At 42.0% G+C, this 23,049-nt stretch carries 19 protein-coding genes; 7 read left to right on the top strand and 12 right to left on the bottom strand.

What is annotated here, in order from left to right; translation table 11 throughout:
- Window positions 1-3,006, top strand: a complete 3,006-nt coding sequence (locus COV43_02395; GenBank protein ID PIR26234.1) for a hypothetical protein — start codon at window positions 1-3, stop codon at window positions 3,004-3,006.
- Window positions 2,942-5,452 (top strand): hypothetical protein, encoded by a 2,511-nt coding sequence (locus COV43_02390; GenBank protein ID PIR26233.1) that lies wholly within the window; start codon window positions 2,942-2,944, stop codon window positions 5,450-5,452. The genes COV43_02395 and COV43_02390 overlap by 65 nt, the downstream gene beginning before the upstream one ends.
- Window positions 5,453-5,467: 15 nt before the next feature.
- Here the strand turns inward: COV43_02390 and COV43_02385 are convergent, their stop codons facing one another.
- Entirely contained in the window at window positions 5,468-5,833 is a 366-nt protein-coding gene (locus COV43_02385) for a conjugal transfer protein TraR (GenBank protein PIR26232.1), read from the bottom strand.
- 87 nt (window positions 5,834-5,920) lie between these two features.
- Between COV43_02385 and COV43_02380 the strand changes: the two genes are divergently transcribed.
- A complete protein-coding gene (locus tag COV43_02380; protein PIR26231.1) occupies window positions 5,921-6,397 on the top strand; it encodes a hypothetical protein in 477 nt (158 codons plus the stop codon).
- Window positions 6,398-6,404: 7 nt separating this feature from the next.
- Here COV43_02380 and COV43_02375 read toward each other — a convergent pair whose 3' ends face one another.
- The 9 genes from COV43_02375 to alr all read right to left on the bottom strand — a co-directional run bounded on the left by COV43_02375 (window position 6,405) and on the right by alr (window position 15,960).
- Complete coding sequence (locus COV43_02375) at window positions 6,405-7,040, bottom strand: threonylcarbamoyl-AMP synthase (protein PIR26230.1); 636 nt, start codon at window positions 7,038-7,040, stop codon at window positions 6,405-6,407.
- 10 nt (window positions 7,041-7,050) lie between these two features.
- Window positions 7,051-7,551, bottom strand: a complete 501-nt coding sequence (purE, locus tag COV43_02370; GenBank protein PIR26229.1) for a 5-(carboxyamino)imidazole ribonucleotide mutase — start codon at window positions 7,549-7,551, stop codon at window positions 7,051-7,053.
- Between the two features lie 44 nt (window positions 7,552-7,595).
- Window positions 7,596-8,879 (bottom strand): phosphoribosylamine--glycine ligase, encoded by a 1,284-nt coding sequence (locus tag COV43_02365; protein PIR26228.1) that lies wholly within the window; start codon window positions 8,877-8,879, stop codon window positions 7,596-7,598.
- A gap of 90 nt (window positions 8,880-8,969) precedes the next feature.
- The gene (locus COV43_02360) at window positions 8,970-10,061 is read right to left on the bottom strand and encodes a hypothetical protein (GenBank protein PIR26227.1); all 1,092 of its coding nucleotides are present in this window, start codon (window positions 10,059-10,061) and stop codon (window positions 8,970-8,972) included.
- Window positions 10,062-10,143: 82 nt separating this feature from the next.
- Window positions 10,144-11,742 carry a bifunctional phosphoribosylaminoimidazolecarboxamide formyltransferase/inosine monophosphate cyclohydrolase gene (gene purH, locus COV43_02355; GenBank protein PIR26226.1) on the bottom strand — a complete coding sequence of 533 codons (1,599 nt, stop codon included), beginning with the start codon at window positions 11,740-11,742 and terminating at the stop codon, window positions 10,144-10,146.
- Between the two features lie 66 nt (window positions 11,743-11,808).
- Entirely contained in the window at window positions 11,809-13,257 is a 1,449-nt protein-coding gene (locus tag COV43_02350; protein PIR26225.1) for a hypothetical protein, read from the bottom strand.
- Window positions 13,179-13,931: an ABC transporter ATP-binding protein gene (locus COV43_02345; protein ID PIR26224.1), complete on the bottom strand. Its 753-nt coding sequence runs from the start codon at window positions 13,929-13,931 to the stop codon at window positions 13,179-13,181. The genes COV43_02350 and COV43_02345 overlap by 79 nt, the downstream gene beginning before the upstream one ends.
- A 2-nt stretch (window positions 13,932-13,933) precedes the next feature.
- Complete coding sequence (locus tag COV43_02340; protein ID PIR26223.1) at window positions 13,934-14,755, bottom strand: ABC transporter permease; 822 nt, start codon at window positions 14,753-14,755, stop codon at window positions 13,934-13,936.
- Window positions 14,749-15,960: an alanine racemase gene (gene alr / locus COV43_02335; GenBank protein ID PIR26222.1), complete on the bottom strand. Its 1,212-nt coding sequence runs from the start codon at window positions 15,958-15,960 to the stop codon at window positions 14,749-14,751. Before alr ends, COV43_02340 begins: the two co-directional genes overlap by 7 nt.
- A gap of 318 nt (window positions 15,961-16,278) precedes the next feature.
- Here alr and COV43_02330 point away from each other — a divergent pair, with 318 nt between their 5' ends.
- The 4 genes from COV43_02330 to COV43_02315 all read left to right on the top strand — a co-directional run bounded on the left by COV43_02330 (window position 16,279) and on the right by COV43_02315 (window position 20,260).
- Window positions 16,279-16,731, top strand: coding sequence for a hypothetical protein (locus COV43_02330; GenBank protein PIR26221.1), 453 nt, complete (start codon window positions 16,279-16,281; stop codon window positions 16,729-16,731).
- Between the two features lie 16 nt (window positions 16,732-16,747).
- On the top strand, window positions 16,748-17,743 hold the full coding sequence (locus COV43_02325; GenBank protein PIR26220.1) for a glycerol acyltransferase: 996 nt from the start codon (window positions 16,748-16,750) through the stop codon (window positions 17,741-17,743).
- 30 nt (window positions 17,744-17,773) lie between these two features.
- Entirely contained in the window at window positions 17,774-18,982 is a 1,209-nt protein-coding gene (locus COV43_02320; protein PIR26219.1) for a hypothetical protein, read from the top strand.
- Window positions 18,983-19,078: 96 nt separating this feature from the next.
- Complete coding sequence (locus tag COV43_02315; GenBank protein ID PIR26218.1) at window positions 19,079-20,260, top strand: hypothetical protein; 1,182 nt, start codon at window positions 19,079-19,081, stop codon at window positions 20,258-20,260.
- 25 nt (window positions 20,261-20,285) lie between these two features.
- On the opposite strand, the gene COV43_02310 is transcribed toward COV43_02315, so the two are convergent.
- On the bottom strand, window positions 20,286-21,104 hold the full coding sequence (locus COV43_02310; protein ID PIR26217.1) for a hypothetical protein: 819 nt from the start codon (window positions 21,102-21,104) through the stop codon (window positions 20,286-20,288).
- Between the two features lie 21 nt (window positions 21,105-21,125).
- Complete coding sequence (locus tag COV43_02305; GenBank protein ID PIR26216.1) at window positions 21,126-22,889, bottom strand: hypothetical protein; 1,764 nt, start codon at window positions 22,887-22,889, stop codon at window positions 21,126-21,128.
- Window positions 22,890-23,049: the final 160 nt, after the last annotated feature.

The raw sequence follows: 23,049 nt of genomic DNA, 5'->3' as shown, positions 1-23,049 counted from the left end.
ATGAACACTTTTACACCACAACAAACTGAAGCAAGCCAAAACCTCTCACAATCACTTGCAGTGATTGCTGGAGCAGGAACTGGAAAAACAAGTGTGCTCGTTTCACGAATGCTCAACATTGTTGAAGAATATAAATCATTGGAGATTTTGTTAGCGATTACCTTTACCGAAAAAGCTGCGTTGGAAATGAAAGAACGGCTCAAAAAAAGTCTTCCTCCCCAACTTGCCTTGCATGTTGAAACTGCACATATAGGTACCTTTCATGCCTTTTGTTTAAAAACGCTTAAACAATTTGGACACTTGATTCATCTTTCTCCAAATGCGATGCAAGTTCTTGCAGAAGAAGCTGTTTTTTTTCTAACGCAAAAAATAATCAAAGAAACTTTTAAGCAGCTTATTCTTCAGAAAAATAAACACGCTCATTTTTTAGCCGAAAAAATTGGTATCAAAGCAAGCACTTCACTCTTAACTGAGCTGCTTCAAAATAGATGGCACGCACAAACACACTTAAGCAAACTCAAACCAGATGAAGAACAGTATGAAGTTCTTCATGCTGCTCACCAAGTTTTTTTACTCTGCGAACATGAGCTTGATGTCTATTACAGCACACATGCTTGCATCGACTTTCAAGGGCTTGAACTAAAAACACTGGAACTCTTTGAACAAAGGCCTGAAGTTCCCCAATATTTTCAAAACAAAATGAAGCACATCCTCGTTGATGAATTTCAAGATACAAACGATGTTCAGAATTTGCTCATCAAACATCTCTATCAACCGAAAAAAAATAAACTTTTTATTGTGGGTGATCCGCGCCAATCTATTTATCGCTTCCGTGGTGCAAATGTACATTGCTTCACTGAAATGCTCCATCTCATCGAAAATACGGGTGGAAAATCGATTGTGCTTCAGGAAAACTTTAGATCCAAAAAAGGCATTCTCGATTTTGTCAATCACTGTTCACAAACGTTAGAAGACAGTTTAGAAAAAGAAAATGTACTCCAAGACAAAAACACTCGCGGCCTAAAATCACATTCGCAACTTGAATACGATGACGACGTCCTCCTGCTTCATTATCCTGTGGCTGAAAAAGAAACGGTAGATCAAAAGCGAACGCATGAAGCTTATGCTATGGCAAACTACATTTTAAGTTTGGTGCAAAAAAAACAGTATCTTTATTCTGATATTGCCTTGCTTTTTCAGGCTTCAACCAAAACTTATCTTTACCAAAAAATATTTAAAGAACATGGCGTTCCCTTTCTTGCCAACAACATCTCTCAGGATATCAGCGAAAACACTGCATTTCACGACATCCTCTCTCTTCTCAAATTTGCTCACGATCGTGAAGATGAAACCGCTCTTGTAGCGCTGCTTCGTTCACCTTTTATTGGTTTAAGTGATGAAAATATTTTTTCACTTTCTCTTCAGGCTCCTTTGAAAAAATCGGCTTTCCAAAACGAAAAGGCAAACGAGATTCTTTCCAGCATTACTCTCCTCTCAAAGCATTGCTCTGCTTCTGAATTATTGCATGCTCTCTTTTTTAGAACTGGCTACAAGATTTTTTCCGAAATTATTTCCAATAACGGTTTAGGTGTTTCACCATTAAACACCCTTATCTCGCTGATTTCCACATTTGAAAAAAATCACAGAGCCAGCATTAAAGATTGCATTCTCTTTTTGGAACAAAATAAAGAGAGAAAGAAGAAAAATAACAGTTTAGATCCGTATAAAAAAAATGCGGTTCATATTATGACAGTACATTCTTCAAAGGGACTTGAATATCCAGTAGTCATTCTTCCTGAACTCTTTAGGGCACCACAGGCACACACTCTTTCTTGGTGTTTTTCTCGTCAAAAAGGAATCGCCGTCAAAACCAAAAAAAGTAAAAACCCTCTCTCACCACTTGAAGGAAACACAGCATTTACGCAACTTTGCGATTTTGAAAAGGAAGCTCTCCAGGAAGAATCTCTTCGTCTTTTGTATGTGGCACTTACAAGAGCAAAGCAAAAACTTGTTTTTTTAGTAGCCGATGAAAGTAAAACTCGAAAAGGAAGTATTTGGCTTCCCTTAATTCAGAAAGCTTTGCTCGAAGTAAAGAGTTCTGTTTTTAAGCCAAATGAAGAAAACGAACGTGAACTGATTTTCTCCGAACCTGAAATTCAGACTTTCACCAGATCAAATGTAGAAGGAAAAATTCATTCGCAGTCTCACAAAAAGCAAACTTTGAGTATTTCACAACTTGAAACTTATGTAAGATGTCCTCAGGAATATTATTTAAAGTATATCCTCAAACTTCCAGGAACAGTTCTCTTTGCAAAAAAGGCGAGCCATTTACCAGCCGATATAAAGGGAAGCATCATTCATGCTACGCTTGAAAACTTAAACACTCGCGATAAAAAGGAAATATACACTCTCCTTGAAAAACAATGTTATGCGCACCACCTCTTGCCAAGCCAAAATATATTGTTTGAATTACATTCAACATTAACTCCATTTTTGAACCATCCTTACTTTGAACAGATCACCGAAGGAAAAAAGGAATTCTCTTTTATTTGGGATATTGACAGCGCATATCTAAGAGGAAAAGTAGATTGGGTAAAACCCTTAGGTGACGCTCTAGAAATTGTAGACTTCAAAACCGATCGCATTGAAAGTGGCACCTGCGCCGAGCACGCAAAACACTACCACTTGCAAATGATGTGTTATGCCCTTGCAATTGAAGAAGTCTCAAAACAGAAGGTGAATCAAGTATCGCTTTTCTATTTCAATACGGGAGAACTCATTTCAACTTCGCTCACAGAACAAATGAAACAAAGCACAAAAACTGAACTGAGAAACATTGTTGATAAAATAAATTCTTTTACCTACAGTTGCCAAGGCCTTTCACTTCCATGTGAATCAGCTTCTTGCACTTGCCCTTATCACATAAACAAACTTTGTTCTCATGATAGAAGCAAAAAGGGAAACCATGACCTCAGCAACACTCTCAGATCTTCACCAGCAAGCTGAAACTGAAAAACAACTCTTCGAAAAAGCATATGCGGCGGAAGCGCATACAGATTTTAATTGGGATTCGCCGAATGGAAAATTGCTTTCTTACCTATTTTCACATTCTCATCTCCTTGTGCACTATCTCATTCAACATCCACTTCTAAGTGACCGCTTGAACTTTTCGTTTCCAGCATTTGGGAGCAAAGAAGCAAAAAGCCAGTCTTCTGCTCTTAGCTTAGAGTTAAACCTAAAGCTTAAAACTGATGACCAGCCACTTTCTCTTGAGAAGTTTATGTCACTTCTCCGCCATTTTAAATACGAACACCTTGTTGCACTTGCTGCCGCAGATTTTTCACGCACAGTTCCCAGTGAAAATATTTTACTCAAGTGGAGTTCTGTTTGCGATGTCATCTTAGAAGCTTGCTACAACTACACTCTTCACACTCTGCTTACTGAAAAAAACGTCGCTTCACTTAAAGAAGCCAACCTTCCTCCCGCAAGCATTATTGCTCTTGGAAAATTGGGAGCCGTAGAATTAAACATGAGTTCTGATATCGATCTCATTTGTATTTATAAACATGATACAAAAGATACATCCCCATCAGCATCAGAATTTTATTCTCAGCTTGTAAGAAAAATAACGCATTGCCTCTCTGAAAAAACGGACGATGGCTTCGTCTTTAGAGTAGATCACGATTTGCGGCCAGAAGGAGGAAAAGGTCCACTTGCAAATTCCCTCGACACCATCTTGCGGTATTACGAAGAACGTGGCCAACAATGGGAACGTCAAGCGCTGATTAGAGCTAGGTGTGTAGCGGGAAGCCACGCGTTGGCAGAAACTTTTTTTGAATCGCTTGAACCTTTTATTTATCCCAGAACTATTACATTCGATCAGCTAAAAAATATCCAAGCTATGAAAAGAAAGATTGAGGAAAAAACAAGAGAGGCACATCAAAATATCAAACTTGGAAAAGGCGGTATTAGAGATGTTGAATTTTTTATTCAAGCCCAACAACTTCTTTATGGCGGAAAAAATAAAAAACTCAGAACACACAACACCTTTCAGGCAATTGAAAGGTTAAAAAATGAAAATATCTTACATCCAAAAATTGCAGAAAAAGTAAAATCTGCCTACTCCTTTTTCAGAACATTTGAAAATGCACTTCAACTCAATTTCGATCAGCAAACCCATCACATTCCAAATGACAGCTCAGAACTTTCCAGAATTTGCAGTGCGCTTCAGTTTTCTTCAGTAACGGAACTGAACGATACGCTTCTGAAACATCGTCTCTTTATTTCAAATTGCTTCGATAGCCTTTTCAACGACGACTTCGAACAGCATGAAATTGAAGAGGCATTAAAGGTAAATCTTGCAAGCTGTGAAAACGAAGAGGAGCAAACCGATTCTCTTGCTTGGTTTAAAAAGCATGAAGTCGGTCGTATTCAATCGCTTGATCTTTCCAAAAATATTTCTCGATCAAAAGTTGAACTTCGCCTCACACAATTGGCAAGAGCACTCGTAACAACTGTTCACGACCTTTGCTTTCAGCAGCTGCAAGAAAAATATGGAACACCGTGTGATGAAAGTGGAAATGTTGTGAGCTTTTCCATTCTTGGCTTTGGAAAGCTTGGGTCTGGAGAAATGTGTTATGGATCGGACTTAGACGTAGCTTTTATTTACGGAGAAAAAGGAAAAACTTCAGGGCAACATTCGGTGAGCAATAAAAACTTTTTTACGAAATTAGCTCAAAGAATTATTTCCACCCTTTCCCTTCCAACCCGATATGGAAAAACATACGATGTCGATGCAGACCTTCGTCCGTCTGGAAAATCTGGAGCCCTTGTTATTTCGCTGGAAGCTTTTCGTGAATACCATAAAAAGCAAACTGAAATTTGGGAAAAAATGATGCTCCTTAAAAACACACCTCTTACTGGAGATAAAAAACTTCAAGAAAATATTCAGGAAGTTATTCAATCGGTTCTTTTTGAATCTCATGAAGAAAAAACTACCCTAAAAGAAAAAATCAATACTTACCAAACTCAATTTCAATCACAGTTTGGAAAGGAAAGTGACGACTTCATTCACCTGAAACATGGAAGTGGTGGCATAAGCACCATTGAATTATTGATACGATATCTGCAATTACGTTCATTGCAGCAGTATCCAGAATTATTGGAAAGAAATTCGCTGCGCCTCATTGCAAAATTGGGAGAATTTGAGTTGATCACAAAAGAAGAAATGCTCATTTTAGAAACAGCACTAGAACACTACAATACTACCATTTCACTTTTGCGCTTAAGTTCTGAAACAACAAGTGATGTTCTGTACAAAAAAAGTAACATCACACCTGACATTGCACGTTATTTGGAACTTAAAAATACTGAAGCACTTTTTCTAGAGTTGCAAACATGCAAAGAAAAAGTGCTTCAGGTTTTTAAAAAATATTTTGAGGAAAACGATTAAACATTTGCAGCTAAATTAATCTGCAAATGCTCTTTCCAGTTTTTCTGTTTCTTCTTTGCAGCGAATGCAAAGCTCGGCTACTGGCCTGGCTTCAAGACGTTTGACGCCGATCTCTTCGCCGCAACGTTCGCAAATGCCATATTCATCATTTTGCATTTTCAGAAGAGCTTTATCGATTTTTTTCAGCAAAATAAGCTCGCGGTCTTTAAGGCGCATATTCATTGCTTGATCAGCTTCGGAGCTAGCAAGATCAACTTCATCTGGAAGGTCTTCTCTCTCAAGCACCAACCGGTTGTCTTTTGCCGAAGTTGCCGTAGCAACAAGCTCAGCTCTGCGTTCTTTAAGCAGTGTTTCGAACATTTCTTTTTCTTTTTTCTTCATCACAAAACCCCTTTGTTTGGCCCAACGTTATTGCCCATACATTTTCCCTTGTCAATTCCAAAGAAACATCTAGAGTTGGCGTCCTCTATGGCTCAGATCAAGACAAACAGGCTCACGCCCATCGCAAATGTATTCAGTTCAAGTGCTAAAAAAGCTGGCTGGGAAAAAGGAATTGAGCGCTATGCTCTTTGGGAAAAATGGGCAAAAATCACAGGTGCCTCGGTGGCAAAACATACTTCGCCCGCAAAATGGCTTGGGCGCACTCTCTTGATTCATGTGAGCAATTCTTCCTGGCTTCAAGAACTTACGTTTATGAAGCAAGATATTATAAAAAAAATTAAAGAGTCTTATCCCGAACTTGTTTTGAATGACCTCAAGTTTCAAGTTGGGCCATTGCAAAAACCAGCTCGAAAATCATTTTCATTTTGGTCGATTAAAGCTCTCACTGAAGATGAAAAGGAATTTATTGCGCAATCGGTAAGTCAGGTAAAAGATGAAGAGCTTCAAGAAATTATTCGCAGAACCATGAAGAAAAGTTTTCAAATCAAACGACCAAAAGTCTAATCAAACCCTAACCCTGAAAACACTGAATTACTTCTTGTGCGGGAATTGCGCCTTCACGAATAATACGCATACTTTCTTTGGTGACATCCACCACGGTTGAACCTAAGTTTGGTTCACACTCTCCTCCATCTACAATACATGCCAATTTTTGATCGAAGTATTTCAACACTTGCTTGGCATCAAGTGACGGTGGGTAGCCAGAAAGATTGGCGCTTGTAGTTGTAATGGGATTTCCAAATGCTGATACAATTGCTGTTGCAACGGGATGAGATGAAATTCGTATTCCAATTCTTCCGGTGTTTGTAATAAGATCTTTTGGTATCCGAGGAGATGCTGGAAAGAGAATAGTGAGCGGGCCGGGCCAAAATGTTTTAATCAATTCCAAAGCTTGATCTGAAACTTCAGAAACAAAATCTCTCAACATCGATAAATCAGAAACCAAAAGTGAAATAGGCAAACCCGGATCTCGCGCTTTGAGTTTATAAATATTTTTAATCGCAGCTCTATTCAAAACGTCGGCGCCTAAACCATAAATAGTTTCTGTGGGATAGGCAATGACATGCCCTTCTCGCAAGTGAGCAACAACCCTTTCCACATCCACAGGGTTCATTTTATTTGCATTGAGCGTAATGAAGTCAGTCATAAACTATGGATTAGGAAAGGTTGAGTTGTTTGTCATCTTCTTCAATTTTCTGTCGCATTTTTTCTCGGTAGTCTTTCAATTTTTCTTTCAGCACATCATCTTGCAAAGCCAAAATTTGGATTGCCAACACCGCCGCATTTTTTGCTCCAGCTTTTCCAATGGTAACAGTAGCAACAGGAACACCCGATGGCATCTGCGCTGTAGTGAGCAGAGAGTCTAAACCAGCCAAAGATGATGAATCGAGCGGCACTCCAATAACAGGCAACAACGTGTGCCCGGCGATAACACCCGCCAAATGGGCTGCGTAGCCCGCTGCAGCAATGAACACTTGCGTTCCCTCTTCTGAAGCAGCGTGAATGATCGCTTGCACTTTTGCAGGTGTTCGGTGAGCTGAAGCAACATGCTTGGAATAGCTTACTCCAAATTCTTCCAACACTTTTGCTGCACCTTCTAAATATTCCCAATCATTTATTGAGCCCATTAATATTTTTACTTGGACATTCTTTCCCATGTTTATCTCCTAATAGACCTCGCGCAGCAGGTTCTGCAAGAGGTCTAATGTGAATGTTCGCGTTTGATCGCTTTCATTCCAATATCTTTTCGGTAGTAGCAATCTTCCCATCTTATTTTTTTTACCGCTTGGTATGCTTTTTCAATGGCCACAGCAAGAGGATTGCCAATCGCTGTCACCGACAGCACTCGTCCACCACTTGTAAGATATTCTCCATCTTTTTTACTTGTGCCTGAATGATACACCATTACATCTTCCAACTCACTTGCCTGTTTAATACCTGTAATTATTTTTCCTCTTTCATACATGCTGGGATATCCACCCGAAGTCATCACTACACATACGGCTGGTCTTTCATCCCACTTCAATTCGAGTTGATCAAGTTTTGCATCCAGAGTGTATTCTACAAGGCTAAGAAAATCACTTTGCAAACGCGCAAGAATAGGTTGAGTTTCGGGATCACCAAAACGAACATTGTATTCTAGCAACTTCGGTTCACCGTCCACAATCATAATGCCCGCATACAAAATACCTACAAAAGGTGAATCTTCCTCTTGCATACCCTTGATGGTAGGATAAATAATTTCGTGCATAATGCGGTCATAGATGTGTGAAGTCACAACTGGTGCCGGCGAGTAAGCGCCCATGCCGCCTGTGTTTGGGCCTTCATCGTTATCAAAAATGGCTTTATGATCTTGAGAAGTAGCAAGTGGCAAAACATGTTTTCCATCTGAAACAACAATAAACGAAGCCTCTTCACCTTTGAGAAATTCTTCGATCACTACTTTTTTTCCAGCTTCTCCAAAGACAATATCTTCAAGCATATTTTTTAAAGCATCTTCCGCTTCCAATTTTGAATGAGCAATGATGACGCCTTTTCCCGCTGCCAAGCCATCGGCCTTAATAACGAGAGGATATTTTTTTCCTTCAAGCGCCGCCAAAGCTGCATGAGAATTGGTATACGTTTCATAAGCAGCAGTTGGAATATTGTGGCGAGCACAAAAATCCTTTGTAAATGATTTTGATGCCTCAAGTCTGGCTGCCGCACGCGACGGGCCAAAAATCTTTAGTCCATTTTTTTGAAACAGATCAACGATTCCATTTGTAAGTGGTTGCTCAGGGCCAACAACCGTGATGTCCATTTTTTCATTCAGCGCAAATTGAAGAAGTGCTTCCATATCATCTACAGGAATGTTAACACACTTCGCTTCTTCATCTATACCAGCGTTTCCTGGCGCACAAAAAAGTTGTTCAATTTTTTCAGATTTTTTTAGGGCATGAACAAGAGCATGCTCTCTTCCACCTGCACCTATGACTAAAACTTTCATGATACTTCCTCCAGCTGAAACATTTCACAGCTTGCTTATCCTACTCATAAAAAAATTCTATTTATATTTTTTCGCAGAAACTCGAACCTATCACCCAAGACTAAGCGCAGCAGAGGCAATCTGTTCGCTAGATAACCCACTGGACACTTGATTTTCCTGGACTACTTGAGGAATTTTTATACTTAGTGTAGTGGCCATATCATCGGAAATATTTTTTACGCGAGCAGTATCTCCCCAAATAGCCTTTACAAGACAATCTAATCCCGCAAGCAAAACTGGCGACTTTTGAAAGGCGTTATCCAAAGCTGATCTGCTTTCCCAAAAGATAAAATTGTAATATTCCTCTCGCTTGAAGTCTACTTCAAGCTTAAAGCGTTGTCTGTGTGGCCTAGCTCCAACTTGCTGAGATAAACACAAAAGGTAGCTCATTATTGCTATTAGTGCTGGAACATGGGCAATTTGAATTGATTCTCTTTTTCCCACTTCATCTTCTAGTACAAAAGATCCTCTCCTACCAAGGACTTCATCTCCGAAGAGAAGTTGTAAGATTCTTTGAGGTGGAGTGTAGTTTTCATAAGCAGCAGCAAAAGTCGATTGAGTATCCGCAGTCTGAAATGCAAAATCATGAAGTGCACTCCGTAAAAACTGACTTGCATCCAAGAAAAGTTCCTGAACAAGGTGCTCGGCAAACGTAAGGTCTGCGGTATCAGGAGGGTAACAAGTGTAAGCAGAATGCAGTTGCTGATCTCGTAATCTGAGTCTGTTTATAGCAGTGGTTCTATAAGCAAGAGATTGATCTGTAAACTTAGGCACTGCAAGGACTGCGAGTTGCTCGTGGAAAAATGCATAATCATTAAAAGCCTGACCCAAATAAAAGCGGAGATCAAAATCGCTCTTTCCCAACAGTCGTCTTCTTCCAGAATATAAAAATTGTTCCCACGCTGAAAGAGCAGCATTCCTATTTGTAAGATGATATCTGTACTGCAAAAGAGCTCCTCTAGAACCGCTACTGACACGATGAGGAACGGCGCGTTCAAAGGCAGAAAGCGTTTCTGCGTATCTGCCTAGGCTACCTTCAATTTTGCGAAAACTGTTTAGAAGATTTGGCCCATGAAAGGCATCAAGTGCTAAGGCTGCTGGAGGAAACAGAAGTGGGCGTTGTACAAAACTTAGTGGTGGCATCGAAGCTCAAATCTTTTGTTGTATCAAACTTTGTTCTTCCCTCTTATCGCTCAAGTCTCAAAAAAGTTGCGGATGCTACAATCTAGTGCTTGAAATGGCGTTCGCCCGTAAACAGCATGGCCATTTGGTGCTCATTTGCTGCGGCAATAACCTCGTCATCGCGCATAGAGCCACCCGGCTGGATAAGCGCTGTGGCACCGGCTTCGCGGGCTTGGTCGATACCATCTCGAAACGGAAAAAAAGCATCCGAAGCAAGCACATATGCTGCATCTTCTTCAAGTTGCAAATTGGCGGCAATGTCATTCCACTTCATGCGCGCGATGCGTACAGAATCGACGCGGCTCATTTGGCCAGCGCCAACCCCAAGCAAGCGGTCGTGACTTGCCAGCACAATGGCATTCGACTTCACGTGCTTGCACATCTTCCACGCAAATCGAAGTGCCGCTTCTTCTTTTATCTGCGGACGGCGTTCGGTAACACAACGCGCATCTTTTATTTCAACTAACGCAGCATCTTTTTCTTGAACCAACAAACCATCCGTCACTTTTCTTAACGTGTACTCTTTTCGTTCTGCATTTTTTTTCAATGCTCCAAGTTCCAAGAGGCGTATGTTTTTCTTTTTTTGTAACACTTCTAAAGCAGTTGCCGAATATGACGGCGCAAGAATCACTTCAAAAAAACTTGCTGCCATTAGCTTTGCTGTTGCTTCGTCTACTTCGCGATTTAAAGCAACAATACCACCAAAACAGGAAACGGGATCACAGCTTTGTGCCTTGGCAAAAGCATCTGCGAGTGATGCACTTGAAAGCGCAGCTCCACATGGATTGGTGTGTTTTACAATTACCACGGCAAAGGGATCATCAATAAATTCTTTGATCATCTCCAGCGTTGCGTCCGCATCCAAAATATTATTGTACGAAAGTTCTTTTCCGTGAAGTTGCTTTGCATTTACCAGCGAACTTTCATCGCTTGTGTGCACATCGCGATAAAATGCTGCTTGTTGATGTGGGTTTTCTCCATAGCGAAGCTCTTGCATCTGAAATGAAACCGAAGCAAACACTTGTGGCATCTGGGTTCGCTGGGTTTCAGTTTTGTAGGTGCTTAAGTAAGAGGTGATAGCAGCATCATAAGCTGCAGTATGGGCAAATACTTTTTGCGCTAAAGCAAAACAGGTTTCACGCGAAAGCGTTGCCTTTCCGTCGCTCAACTCTTTTGCAATGGAGGCATAATCAGCAGGATCAACCAACACCGCTACGTCTTGGTAATTTTTAGCCGCAGCGCGAATCATGGTGGGCCCGCCAATATCAATATTTTCAATCGCTTCAGCCAGGCTCGCCTTGGGGTTGGCCACAGTTTTTTCGAAGGGATACAAATTGACCACGAGAAGATCGATGCGGCCAATGCCGTGTTTCTCTAGGGCTTGCATGTGTTCAGCGTTATCTCGTCTTGCCAGCAAACCTGCATGGATATTGGGGTGGAGGGTTTTCACTCGGCCATCTAACATCTCGGGAAAACCAGTGTAATCAGAAACATCAATAACGGGAATATTGTTCTCTTTCAGCAACTTAGCGGTTCCGCCGGTTGAAAGAAGCTCGATGCCTAAGCGCGAAAGTTCTTTGGCAAACGGAAGGAGACCTGTTTTGTCAGAAACGCTGAGAAGAGCTCGTTGTACCGCTGGCATAAAACCTCCAAGATGAAAAGTTGGGACGTCCTATAACAGCATGGAAACAGCGTGCAAGCACTAAAATCACTTGCCAGTTAAGCTTTTTCCGCCTCCAAAAGCTGCAAAACGCTTGATGTCGTCGTCCACAAATTTAAAGCCTGCACCTACAAACCAATCCGTTTTTTGTGTTGGATTGAGCATGTCATCAAGCCCTCCCAAAAGATAAAGGTTTTTGGTGAGGTTGATGTCGCCGAGAAGTTTTAAATGAGGCTTTTGATTATTGCGTGTTGAGAAATCAAAGGCGGAGAAATGCAAACCATAAAGCCCGGGAACGTAGTCTATACCTACACCTCCGGTTGACTCGATAATTCCACCACGCAGTTGAAGATCATAAAATCGTTTTGCAAGCTGCGCCGAAAAAAGGAGTTGGTTTCTATCAACCGTAGCCGTGTTTGTACTCACCGTAGAACTTACGCCGCCAGCAGTTACATCCACCGTTCGTTCTATATAGTCTGCGTTTGGATCTGGATCTGTGGAAACATCGATTAACAGTGCTTTATCGGGCGAAGGATTTAAGGCAAGAGAAACATAATTTTTGAAATCCTTAGACTTGCCCAAATATTCTGTGTGAAAACCTAACTCAGTTTGCAATCGCGAAAAACCGCCAAGCGTATCATTGAGGCCATCAAGGGAATCGTTGATTTTATCAACGGTTGTTTCGTCATTCACCAATTTGCCAAGCGTTCCCTCACCTCTGTCAATTTTTCCGGTGATGGATGCAACCTGATCAAGTGTTGCGCGAACATCTTCACGGTTTTGCTGTACCATCTCTTTTAAATCACTGCTTAAAACGGCAAGGTTGGTTGCAATTTTATCGATGTTTTGAGAATTTTGTACGGTGACATCTTTGATAGCTCGCGTGAATTCCTGAAGGTTTGCAATAATTTGATTTACCGGAGCATCTGGATCTGAACCAGCTTTAGACCTAGCATTGCCTGAAACTTCTTTTACATCGTCTGCAATTTCATTGAAGCGACTCACCAAAGAATTGACATCGCCAGTTCGTGTTGCATCTTGAAGCGTTCCGTTTGATTTTAAAAGGTTGTCAGATTCTTGACCTGGAACAATTTCCACATAAGTTTCACCAAGAAAACCTCTGGTGCGCAAAATAACTTTTGAGTCTGCTGGCAATTTTACATTGTCATTGAGTTCCATCACTACTTTTGCCTGTTGATTTTCTCCAAGCTCAACTTCTTTTACCAAACCAACTGAAACTCCCGCTAATTCAACAGGAGCCTTAGCTTTAAGCCCACTTGCAGAGGAAGCGTTGAAGGAAATTTCGTAACCAGTACCTCCTACTGCGGCTCGATCACTGATGCGAAGGGTAAGCCAGGCAAGAGAAAGCAAAATGATAAAAACAAAAACTCCAACGCGAGCTTCAACGGACCAATTTTTCACTGTTTCCCCCCAGATATTTTTTGATGACTTACATTCAAAAATTCTTGAACCACAGGATTGTCTGATTTTTGAAATGTTTCAGGATCGGCTACTTCAATCATCTCGCCTTGATACAGCATGGCGATTTGATCGGCAATACGTAATGTTGATGAAATATCGTGGCTAATTACAATAGAAGTAATGTTTAGTTTTTGCTGCATGGAATAAATGAGATTATCAATGGCAAGGGTCATGAGAGGATCAAGCCCCGTTGTGGGCTCGTCGTACAAAATAATTTCCGGCTCCAGGGCAATGGCTCTGGCTAAGCCCACTCGCTTTGCCATCCCGCCCGAAAGCTCGCTTGGCATTTTCTTTTCGGTGCCCGGCAAACCTACAAGTTCTAATTTTTCTGCAACAATTTCCCGAATTTTTTTTTCATCTTTTAATTGCCTGTGTTCACGAAGAGGAAAGGCAATATTTTCTTCTACATTCAGCGAATCAAATAAAGCGGCATGCTGAAAGAGCATTCCAAATTTTTTTCGACATTCATTCAATTCCACTCTTCCCAGTTTGTTGATATCTACACCGTCAACCAGCACTTGCCCTCTATCTGGTTTCAGCAAGCCAATCATATGCCGAAGTGTTACGGTTTTTCCTGAACCGGAACCACCAATAATGACGGTGATTTTTCCCTTGGGCAAAGAGAGGCTTAAGTTTTTCAAAACTTGTTGTTCGCCAAATGATTTACAAATGTTTTTAAGTTCGATCATAATTAGTGTGTGAAATATTCCAAAATCCACGTGGTGAGAAAATAATCTAAAATGAGGATGGAGACCGCTGACATAACTACAGCGCGGGTTGTAGACTTTCCTACTCCAGCAGCTCCACCTTTTGTCCAAAACCCTTGAGCGCAACTAATACTTGCAATGGTAAAACCGAAAAAGGCTGCCTTCACTAATCCACCCACAATATCTTCGACATCGAGATGATAATAAAGTCTACTCATAAACGGACCTTTGTGAATGGAAAGCAAATAAACTCCAACCACATAAGAACCAAAAATTCCCACAAGGTTAAACAACATCGTTAAAATAGGAAGCATCACTGTAGTTGCCAAAACTCGTGGCACCACCAAATACTGAACGGGCTCAACAGCCATGGTGGTCATGGCGTCCACCTGCTCGGTAACTACCATGGTGCCTAGTTCTGCTGCCATTGCAGAGCATGCTCTTGCCGTAACCATAAGCGCGGAAAAAACTGGCGCCAATTCACGCGCAAGTGAAAGCGCAACCGTGGCACCCACCATGATTTCCATGTTAAAAAGTGCAAACACTTTTCCAGATTGGAGCGCAAACACTGCTCCGGTGAAGAAGGCGGTTAACACAATAATCCAAGTTGATTTCACACCTACAAATTCAAGTTGGAGGAAGAACTGTCTTGTTCGGAATGGGCGCTTGAACATCCAAATGCAAATTTCTTTGGAGAAGAGATACCAATTTCCAAAAAGCGAAAGGGCACCAAGTATTTTCTCACCAAAATTGCTAGCGACTTGTTGCAAGAAACTTATTTTTTTTAAGGCACGAGACTTTAACATGCTGAACTCACATAAATGCGTGGAATACGTTTTGAAACTCCGCTTAACACTTCGTATGGAATTACACCAGCCCAATTCGAAAGTTCATCCACACCAATAAATGCCGCACCTTGTTTTCCAAGCAACACCACTTCATCTCCAATTTTGCTTTGTGGAAGATCGGTGATGTCCAGCATAATCATATCCATGGTCACTCTGCCGATAACGGGAACTCGGGTTTCTTGCACCAACGCAAACGCTTTTCCCGATAGTCTCCAAGGGTAACCATCGGCATATCCAACTGGAACAACAGCTAGCCGTGTTTCACGTTTGCATACATATGTTCCACCGTAGCTAATTTTGGAACCGGCTGGAACTCTTTTGATAAGCGCTAACTGACTTTTGATGCTCATAACAGGTTCAAGCTTTTCCTCTTTTGGAAGCGGCACTCCGCAACTTGAGCCGTAGAGCGCTATTCCCGGGCGTGCCCACCATTTTTCTGAAGCTGAAAGATTGACACCTTGTTTGCGAATGATGGTTTGTGAATTTGCAGCATGCCATACAGAAATATGGGGAAAAAAATCTTTGATGCTCTTCATGGCTTTTTCAAATCCTGCAATTTGTTCTGCTGTTCTGCTCTCATTATCAGCTTCAGCAAAGTGCGTCATCACTCCTTCAAGTTGCAAATGTAGGGCTTGCTTCAAGCGCGCCAACACCAAGGCCAAAGCCTCTGGGCGCACACCAAGCCGGCCCATGCCGGTATCGATTTTGAGATGCACCTTTAGCTTTTTTCCACATCGCGCGCACGCTTCGTTTAGCAATCGAACCCCATCAGCTGAATGAATCACAGGCGTTAAACCCGCGGCAATCATGGCTTCTGCGGCATGCTCACCCAAACCCAGCAAACCACCCATCACCAAAACTGGGCAATCAATTCCTGCTTGCCGCAGCTCGATGCCTTCTTCAATAGTAGCAACGCCAAAACCGGCAACACCAAACTGCAACAAAGTTTTTGCAACAGGCAAAACACCATGACCATAGGCATCGGCTTTTACCATGGCTAAGATTTCGGTATTTTTTGGAAGAAGACGGGAAAGTAATTGAAAATTTGAAACAAGCGCCGACAAATTTATTTCAGCGTAAGTTGGTCGCAAAACTTGTTTTGGAAAAACTGTCACAAAAACTCCACATTCCAGATGAAAAAGATGAACGCGGGGAAATATCAATACACTCCACGAAAGTCAAACTCCGGCTCCGGGAATTGATTTTGAATTGTGTGAGAAATATTCTTTCCTTTGCGTCGCTCTGAAATTTCCGCTCAAGCGCCGCGGAAATTTCATCCAACATTTCGGCCTTCATCATTTTCTTTATGGCTGTCAGAGAGATGAAGGCCTCAAAAGTGCGCTCTCACAAAGGAAAGAATATTTCTCTCGAACTGGAAATCAGTACCGCTTCGCTTCTGATTTCACTATTGTCCCATTGCCCTCTTGAACCATTGAACTATTCATTGACTTTTTAGATCTCATCTGCGAATCAAACCAACCATGAGGGATGCTGGTTTTACCAAACAAGAGAGAAATTTTGTTGCCTTTATGCGATTACTTGGGCTTGTTTATCTCTTCTTTGCGTTCGCTTTTCTTTTCTTTTCTGAATGGATTTTCAACTACGTCAGTCAAATTGGAATTACTTTTTTTCACTGGAAACATACTGCAACATCTGCAAGTGATTTTCAGTTTTGGTTTGTCTTGGGCTTGTCTTCGTTTTTTGTTTTGAGCTACTGCGCACTAAAAGCTGCAAATAACAACCTGCGTCATATTCACTATGCCAGCGTTATCTTAGTCGCCAAAGCTACGTCTACACTGGCTTTCCTGTATGTCTTTTACACCTCAACTCCTCTTTTTCTCTACTTGGTTTCGGGAATTGTGGACGCCATTCTCTTTTTGGTCACCCTCCATTATTATTCTCAGGCAAAAAGAAGTAGACCTTCTCACTTTTAGACGTTAAACCCCTGCCATGTCCCAGCCTTATTTTACTCCAAAGCGTGTGAGTTCCGATTTTCTTTTGTTCAAAGAATTTTTAAAACATCTTTTTGCCGATTTTTCGCAAAGCAAACACTTTCAAGAACTTAACCTTTCTTTTTTACAGTTTGTTTCTTCGCAGCCAGAAGTCTTTAAGGCCTATCAAACTTTTTCGCAGTATATTGGAAAGTCTTCGGCATTTTTTGATGAGCTCACCTCCGACATTGATGAAGAAGGGAAAAGCCAAAATATTATTTCGCTCATTCGTATTTTTTCGCAGTTTTTTTATCATCACTATTTTCGAGTTACCGTAAAAGGTGCTGAACATATTCCGCAAAAAAAGGGAGCCTTGTTTATTGCCAATCACTCTGGCCTCATTCCCTTTGATGCGGGCATGATCACCTGCGCACTTTTCAACCACACCAAAGCGGCGCGACAAACGCGCTACTTAGTAGATGATTTTGTGTTCAACCTTCCCGGAGGCGCAGCATTTATGCGGCTTGTAGGAGGTTTGCCCGCTTCAATTCAAAATGCGAAACACCTCTTGTCGCATAACGAACAGGTTTTACTTTTTCCGGAAGGGGTAAAGGGACTCTCGAAAGATTATCAACATCGCTATCAGCTGCAATCGTTTGGACGCGGTGGTTTTGTGAAGCTCGCGCTGGAGCATAATGCGCCTATTGTTCCCGTGGCTGTTATTGGGGCCGAAGAATCGAGCCCACTTTTAGAGAAAAATGAAAGCTTCGCGCACTACCTTGGACTTCCCTATCTCCCCGCCACTTCTACCTTTCCTTGGCTTGGGCCACTTGGGCTTATTCCGCTTCCCACGAAATGGACCATCGTTTTTGGAAAACCCATTCGCCCTAAAACGCCTTCTACGGCTGATTTAGAGCGCGCTGATTATTTTTCAGCCGAAGCTGAAAAAATGAAGCAACTTCTTTCACAAATGCTCGAAAAAGAACTCGAACAGCGTGATACTATTTGGGAATAACGATATTTTTATCGTTTGGATGGAGTGGTTATGTTTCTTGTACTGAAACCAGGTCAAGCACGTGCAGGGTATACAGCTTTTAGAGCTCATGAACTTTATCAGCTTTGGACCGGGGCAAGTGATTCAAGGGCGCAGCAAAGTGCTTACAATCTTTTCTCTGATACCGTTTACAGGCACGTGCGAACAGCAAGAGATTTCGCTGGTCCCTTTCCAAACACTCTACCTTCAGCCTTGGATCGTTTTCAAACTGCCTTTGAGAGAAATGATGCAAAGTTCATGTGTGAAAGAACAGCTGGGGGAACTGTACAACCTCACGATACTTTGGAATATCACTTTCACCGGTTTTTTCGCACCACAAGTCACGGTGCAGTAGCAGCAGATGATGTATGGGGAATTGTTTTGCGTGACTATATTTTTTACGAAAGTATCCTGCGCAGCTTTGGTTTTTCGGCAGCTGAAAAAAGAAGAAATCCTACAACCGACAATGCAATAGAGTTGAAAGAACTCTTTGACCAACTCACAAGATATGAAACTGATACCTTAAATCTTTATACACTCTCTTCAGCTGGCGATTCCTTTGAGGCCGATCATCATTTTCACATTGGCAGATTAGCTGCACTTTATCTGTACAATGCACATGCTAATTTAAGAGATTTGTATATCAACCAAGGCAAAGTGGGATCAGATGCTTACAACGCCTTTCTTCGTCTGAGCAATGTATTCTTTGAACAGCATCAAAGTGTTTCAAGCTTTATAAAACACTTGGAAGCAGCAAGTGTAGCTATAGACTATGCTACAAGAATAACGGCACATTCAGAATTAGCCGAACTTCAAACGGATAAGCCAATTGAAGTAAAAATTTTTCTGCTTGAAGTTTTGCGTATGGTGGGTGCTTTAGCGATGCGCAAGTCTCATCAACTGGAAATTCTTATCCCACATCAGATGCCAAATGCTCTGCTGATATTGGATACTTCTTACAATCTTTTTGCTGGATATGAAAACAGTGACGCCGCAAAAGCAGCATTAGCTGAAGCTGCAAAAGAAATTCATCCCAATGCTCAACTGACCGTAGAGGAAGCAAGTGCAGAACAACAAGCTGTTGGATATCACTCACGCCTTTCTCTTGTCATTCCAGAAATCGCAAGACAGAAAAATCAAGACACAAGCACTCCACACCTCGACACAGCTTCCACATCAACGGGAACTTTGATAGGTGGCTTCGGGACAGGTGAAAAATGATAACAAGCAAGTTCCGTGAACCCACCATCACTGCCAATGGCTGGTTTAAGAATGCTAAGGTAAAAAAGAGTTGATATAGCAGCCGCAACGCACTAAGTGAGCGGCAATTACAGTGATGTTAAGCTTTTGAAGGAAGGAAATGTTATGAGACCAGCGGTAATACCGGATGAAAGAGTCACCATTATTCAAGTTCAAACACCAATACTTGCACATACAGATTTAATGTTTAGATTATATGATGAGTCTTTAGAATCGCTTTATCTTGAAACTGAAGGCACTGCTGGAAGCGAAGCTTATAAAGCATATAGGACACATTTTGCATTGTGGGCACGTGACCAAGCTTGTTTTCGAGATCGTACCGAAGCAAGAGCTTTTTTTACAAAGGGACTTCTACCTCACCGAGCAAACTTTGATGAGGTAGAAAAATATTTTAAAACCTTCCTTGGACAACGCAGGCAAATAGGCACTTGGCCAGGAGCCAATCTTTTTTTCTGGGGGCAAGTGTGTGCGGATGTCATTAAATTTGAACACGCTCTCGCAGATCTGCTTGGAGCTTTAGAGACACGAGAGGGCGCGAATATACAAGTTGCAAGACTTGCCGTGAACACCCTTCTCACTTCTTTTGCAAAATATTTTTCACCAGATAAAGCTTTGGAAGAAATTGAAGGCTATAAAAGAGATGATATAAAAAATCTTCCTGAATTTCGTTATCAACGCAATACACATTTAGCACTTGGGCAAGCTACGATAGAATGGTTACGCTCTTTCGATGCGACAGCACTTGATACTGCAGATGAATTCAGAGCCGCTTTAGCTCAACACCAATCGCTTCAATATCTTCTAAGAACGAGATTCAACGGTGAAGGAATTCTTCCTCAAACAACACTTCTCTCTGAAGGAACTGACATCGTAACTGAAAATCCCATAAACCTGGCAATTTTCACCTTAGATTTAATACGACTTGCAGCATCATCAGCACATCCAAGTCTTGAAAAAAGCATCACTATAAAAACAGATGGTGCAACAGGCCTTCTCAGTGTTCAAAGCTCACTCCCTTCTTTCAAACATGCTGTTGGAATAAGCGATGTCACAGATAGACGAATTACTTTCGGGGCTTTAACGGTACATCCAAGAAGTACATGGAGTGCAAGCGCTGGAGAACAACGCTTTGCTCGCTCTACATTGCAAGTACAACTTCCTGCACTAGATGGAACCTCATACGGACTAGGCGCTGCAGCTCGCGCAGCTATGCCTACTACGGGAATGCTCTTCTTATAAAAGCGAGGGTGAACGGCTTGCAGACTTAAGCTGCGTCTTCACTTGCATGGTTGGTGCTTTTTATTCGGAAGAAAATGAGGCCTGTGAGAAAGAAGGCGAAAACGGCAAGTGGTGACATATCTAGATTTCCGCCGGATCCTAGTTGACATCCAAGATAATTGCCTGCAGCGCCTGAAGCACCGTCAGATGTTCCACTGATCGAACTGCTTCCTCCAATGGTATATTGTTTTGCATCGCTTGAATAAATGGAAATGGAATCACTCTTAATCAAGATGTCATCACCCACACCAACTCCGCTGATGATATTCACTACAGAACTTGATGCCAATGAAATGCTGGCTGACAAACCTGACGATCCATAAACAACGTAAAGTGAATTTTCTCCACCAATCACCATATCGGCAACACCGTCTCCTGTAACATCAGCTATTGATGAAGATTGGCAGAATGAAGCATCACCCACATCGTTGCTGATGGTTACATCGGCGTCATCTAAGCTAAGAGCTACGCTGAGTGAGTGCGGGCCATACATGATGTACGCCGCATCACTTGTGCACAACAGCATGTCATCTTCTCCATCATTGTTCACGTCGCCAAAGGCACTGCCTTGGAGCGCGCAGTTGGTACAATCAACCGTGAGGTCAGGATCGCTTGTAGAAAGATTGACGCTGCTTCCCAAATCTACAACAGACTGCATAAAGATGTATGGCATTTCTCCATCACTGAGTCCGCGGGATTCTAAGTCTGTACCGCTATCTCCCGATGCTGAAGCACTTAAGTTAAGCTGCTCATTTGATGAAGCGTTACAATCTCCAAAGAAAATACTGTCTGCATCTTCAAGCACAAATCCATTTCTAAAGGCTGATCATGCTGGATAATCTAAACTTCCAAACACACTTCCTGTTTCCGTTGGTTGACTTCCGTCTACAAGTTCATAAATTCTGATGATCCCATTAGTTGAAGCTCCTGGCGCTGAGATGTAAACGTGATCTCCGGCGTTGTTTGATCCAATGCCATGTCCAAGCCGATCTCCCGATTGAGATCCACTTACAGTGTTAAATGCTGATGGAGTACTTTTTCGTTCGTTCAGTTCATACAAGCCTGAAAGGGTATCGGCTGTTGATTGCGAGAAGTAGCAAACCCCCTCTTGGCTTGAAGCTTCTGGTAAACACACCACCACAAAACCCGCATTGGTAATGGCAATGTTATAATCAAGACTTGAAGCAGATCTGTTTGGAACAATGATCGTGAATTCGTTGCCATCATACGTGAAGCTTAAGGTGATACTTCCTGAACCGTGTGCTGTTTCGCTAACGCTGTAATTGCTACCGGACAAAACAATTTGTTCACTTGGAGTAACAACGGTCACGTTCTGACTTACTTGCACAATGCTCACGGTGTCGGTGCTGCTCTCATTGTTGCTATCAGTCACGGTTAAGGTAACAACGCTTGTTCCAGCTCCAGCTGAAGTAAACACTGGCGTTGAACTTGTAGCACTACTTACACTTCCATCACCTGAAGTAATAGCCCAACTGTACGTTAAGTTACATCCAGTTGAACTTGCTCCACTTAAGGTCACCGTGTCACTTGCATTGAGCACAACATCGCTGCCAGCACTTGCTACTGGGCCATCTCCGCACGATTCAGTTTCTCCATCGGTGATACTCACGGTAACACTTGCAATAGAAACTCCGTTATAACTTGCATCATCACTTGCTGCAGTGTGCGTAATAGTTGCAGAATCTCCAGTAGCCGCATTCCAGGTTACCGTCACGGTTTGCGGAGTATTCCAATTTGCGGTGGTGAAGGTAAGTGCTGTTGGAGAAACACTTACATCAGTTCCGCCATTTAGAGTAACCGTTACACTTGCGCTTGGAAGTGAAGTGAGAACAAGAGTATACGTATCGCTGGTTCCATCAATGTCTACACTTGTTGATCCACTTGATTCGCTAATGCTTGCACCAGCTGAATCATCATCAACTACAGTTACATTTACATCGTTAATTTCAATTCCATCGTAATCTGTATCGTCACTGCTTGCTGCATGCGTAATGATAATAGTTTGGTTTCCATCATCTAAACTGTTGTCTACTGATAACACGGAAACTGTCTGTGGTGTATCCCAGTTTGCTGATGTAAAGGTGAGCGAAGCTGGAGAAGCTTGAGCTCCACTGGCTGATGTTGGTACAACCACAACGTTTGCTGTCGGTTCACTTGTAAGCACGACGGTATAAGTATCTGCTGTCACCGAACCTTCCGTTACACTTGTTGCTCCGCCAGATTCCGCAATGCTTACACCTGCTGAATCATCATCTGTAACGTTTGCCGTAATATCAGTGAGAGAAAAATCGCTATAGTCTGCATCTTCACTTGCTACACTAAAGCTGATGGTAGACGTATGTGCACCTTCTACAAGATCATCGTCAACCGTAGTTACGGTTACCGTTTGAGTTGTGTTCCAGTTTTCTGAAGTGAACGTTAAGCTGGAAGTATCAAGACTCGTTTCGTCATCTGCAGTAAGAGTAACTGTTACATCTGCGGTTGGAGTTGAATCGAGCACAACCTTAAAAGTATCTGTAGTACTGCCTTCAGTAACGTTGGTTGCGTCTCCGGATTGCGCAACTGTCATCCCGGCAGTGTCATCATCGGTAATCGTTACGGTTACTTGTTGTGTTCCAGATTCGGTAGCATTCGTTGCAGAACTAGGGCGTGTTAACACTAATTGACAAAGAAGAGATAAAGTGAGATGTGGGAGGGATGGAACTTACAAAAGCTCAATATGAGCGTAT

It is taken from the genome of Deltaproteobacteria bacterium CG11_big_fil_rev_8_21_14_0_20_42_23 (assembly GCA_002796345.1).
Taxonomy (GTDB): domain Bacteria; phylum UBA10199; class UBA10199; order 2-02-FULL-44-16; family 2-02-FULL-44-16; genus 1-14-0-20-42-23.
Note: the sequence above shows the minus strand (reverse complement) of the source record. Positions and strands in the feature narration are given on the sequence as shown.

What these genes read in the sequence shown, in the direction of transcription:
- COV43_02345 (PIR26224.1), bottom strand. Translation starts at nt 13,931, where the DNA reads ATGATCGAACTTAAAAACATTTGTAAATCATTTGGCGAACAACAAGTT.
- COV43_02390 (PIR26233.1), top strand. Translation starts at nt 2,942, where the DNA reads ATGATAGAAGCAAAAAGGGAAACCATGACCTCAGCAACACTCTCAGAT.
- COV43_02330 (PIR26221.1), top strand. Translation starts at nt 16,279, where the DNA reads ATGAGGGATGCTGGTTTTACCAAACAAGAGAGAAATTTTGTTGCCTTT.
- purE (PIR26229.1), bottom strand. Translation starts at nt 7,551, where the DNA reads ATGGGAAAGAATGTCCAAGTAAAAATATTAATGGGCTCAATAAATGAT.
- COV43_02360 (PIR26227.1), bottom strand. Translation starts at nt 10,061, where the DNA reads ATGCCACCACTAAGTTTTGTACAACGCCCACTTCTGTTTCCTCCAGCA.
- COV43_02305 (PIR26216.1), bottom strand. Translation starts at nt 22,889, where the DNA reads ATGACAGTTGCGCAATCCGGAGACGCAACCAACGTTACTGAAGGCAGT.
- COV43_02325 (PIR26220.1), top strand. Translation starts at nt 16,748, where the DNA reads ATGTCCCAGCCTTATTTTACTCCAAAGCGTGTGAGTTCCGATTTTCTT.
- COV43_02365 (PIR26228.1), bottom strand. Translation starts at nt 8,879, where the DNA reads ATGAAAGTTTTAGTCATAGGTGCAGGTGGAAGAGAGCATGCTCTTGTT.
- COV43_02395 (PIR26234.1), top strand. Translation starts at nt 1, where the DNA reads ATGAACACTTTTACACCACAACAAACTGAAGCAAGCCAAAACCTCTCA.
- COV43_02380 (PIR26231.1), top strand. Translation starts at nt 5,921, where the DNA reads ATGGCTCAGATCAAGACAAACAGGCTCACGCCCATCGCAAATGTATTC.
- COV43_02375 (PIR26230.1), bottom strand. Translation starts at nt 7,040, where the DNA reads ATGACTGACTTCATTACGCTCAATGCAAATAAAATGAACCCTGTGGAT.
- COV43_02340 (PIR26223.1), bottom strand. Translation starts at nt 14,755, where the DNA reads ATGTTAAAGTCTCGTGCCTTAAAAAAAATAAGTTTCTTGCAACAAGTC.
- COV43_02385 (PIR26232.1), bottom strand. Translation starts at nt 5,833, where the DNA reads ATGAAGAAAAAAGAAAAAGAAATGTTCGAAACACTGCTTAAAGAACGC.
- COV43_02320 (PIR26219.1), top strand. Translation starts at nt 17,774, where the DNA reads ATGTTTCTTGTACTGAAACCAGGTCAAGCACGTGCAGGGTATACAGCT.
- purH (PIR26226.1), bottom strand. Translation starts at nt 11,742, where the DNA reads ATGCCAGCGGTACAACGAGCTCTTCTCAGCGTTTCTGACAAAACAGGT.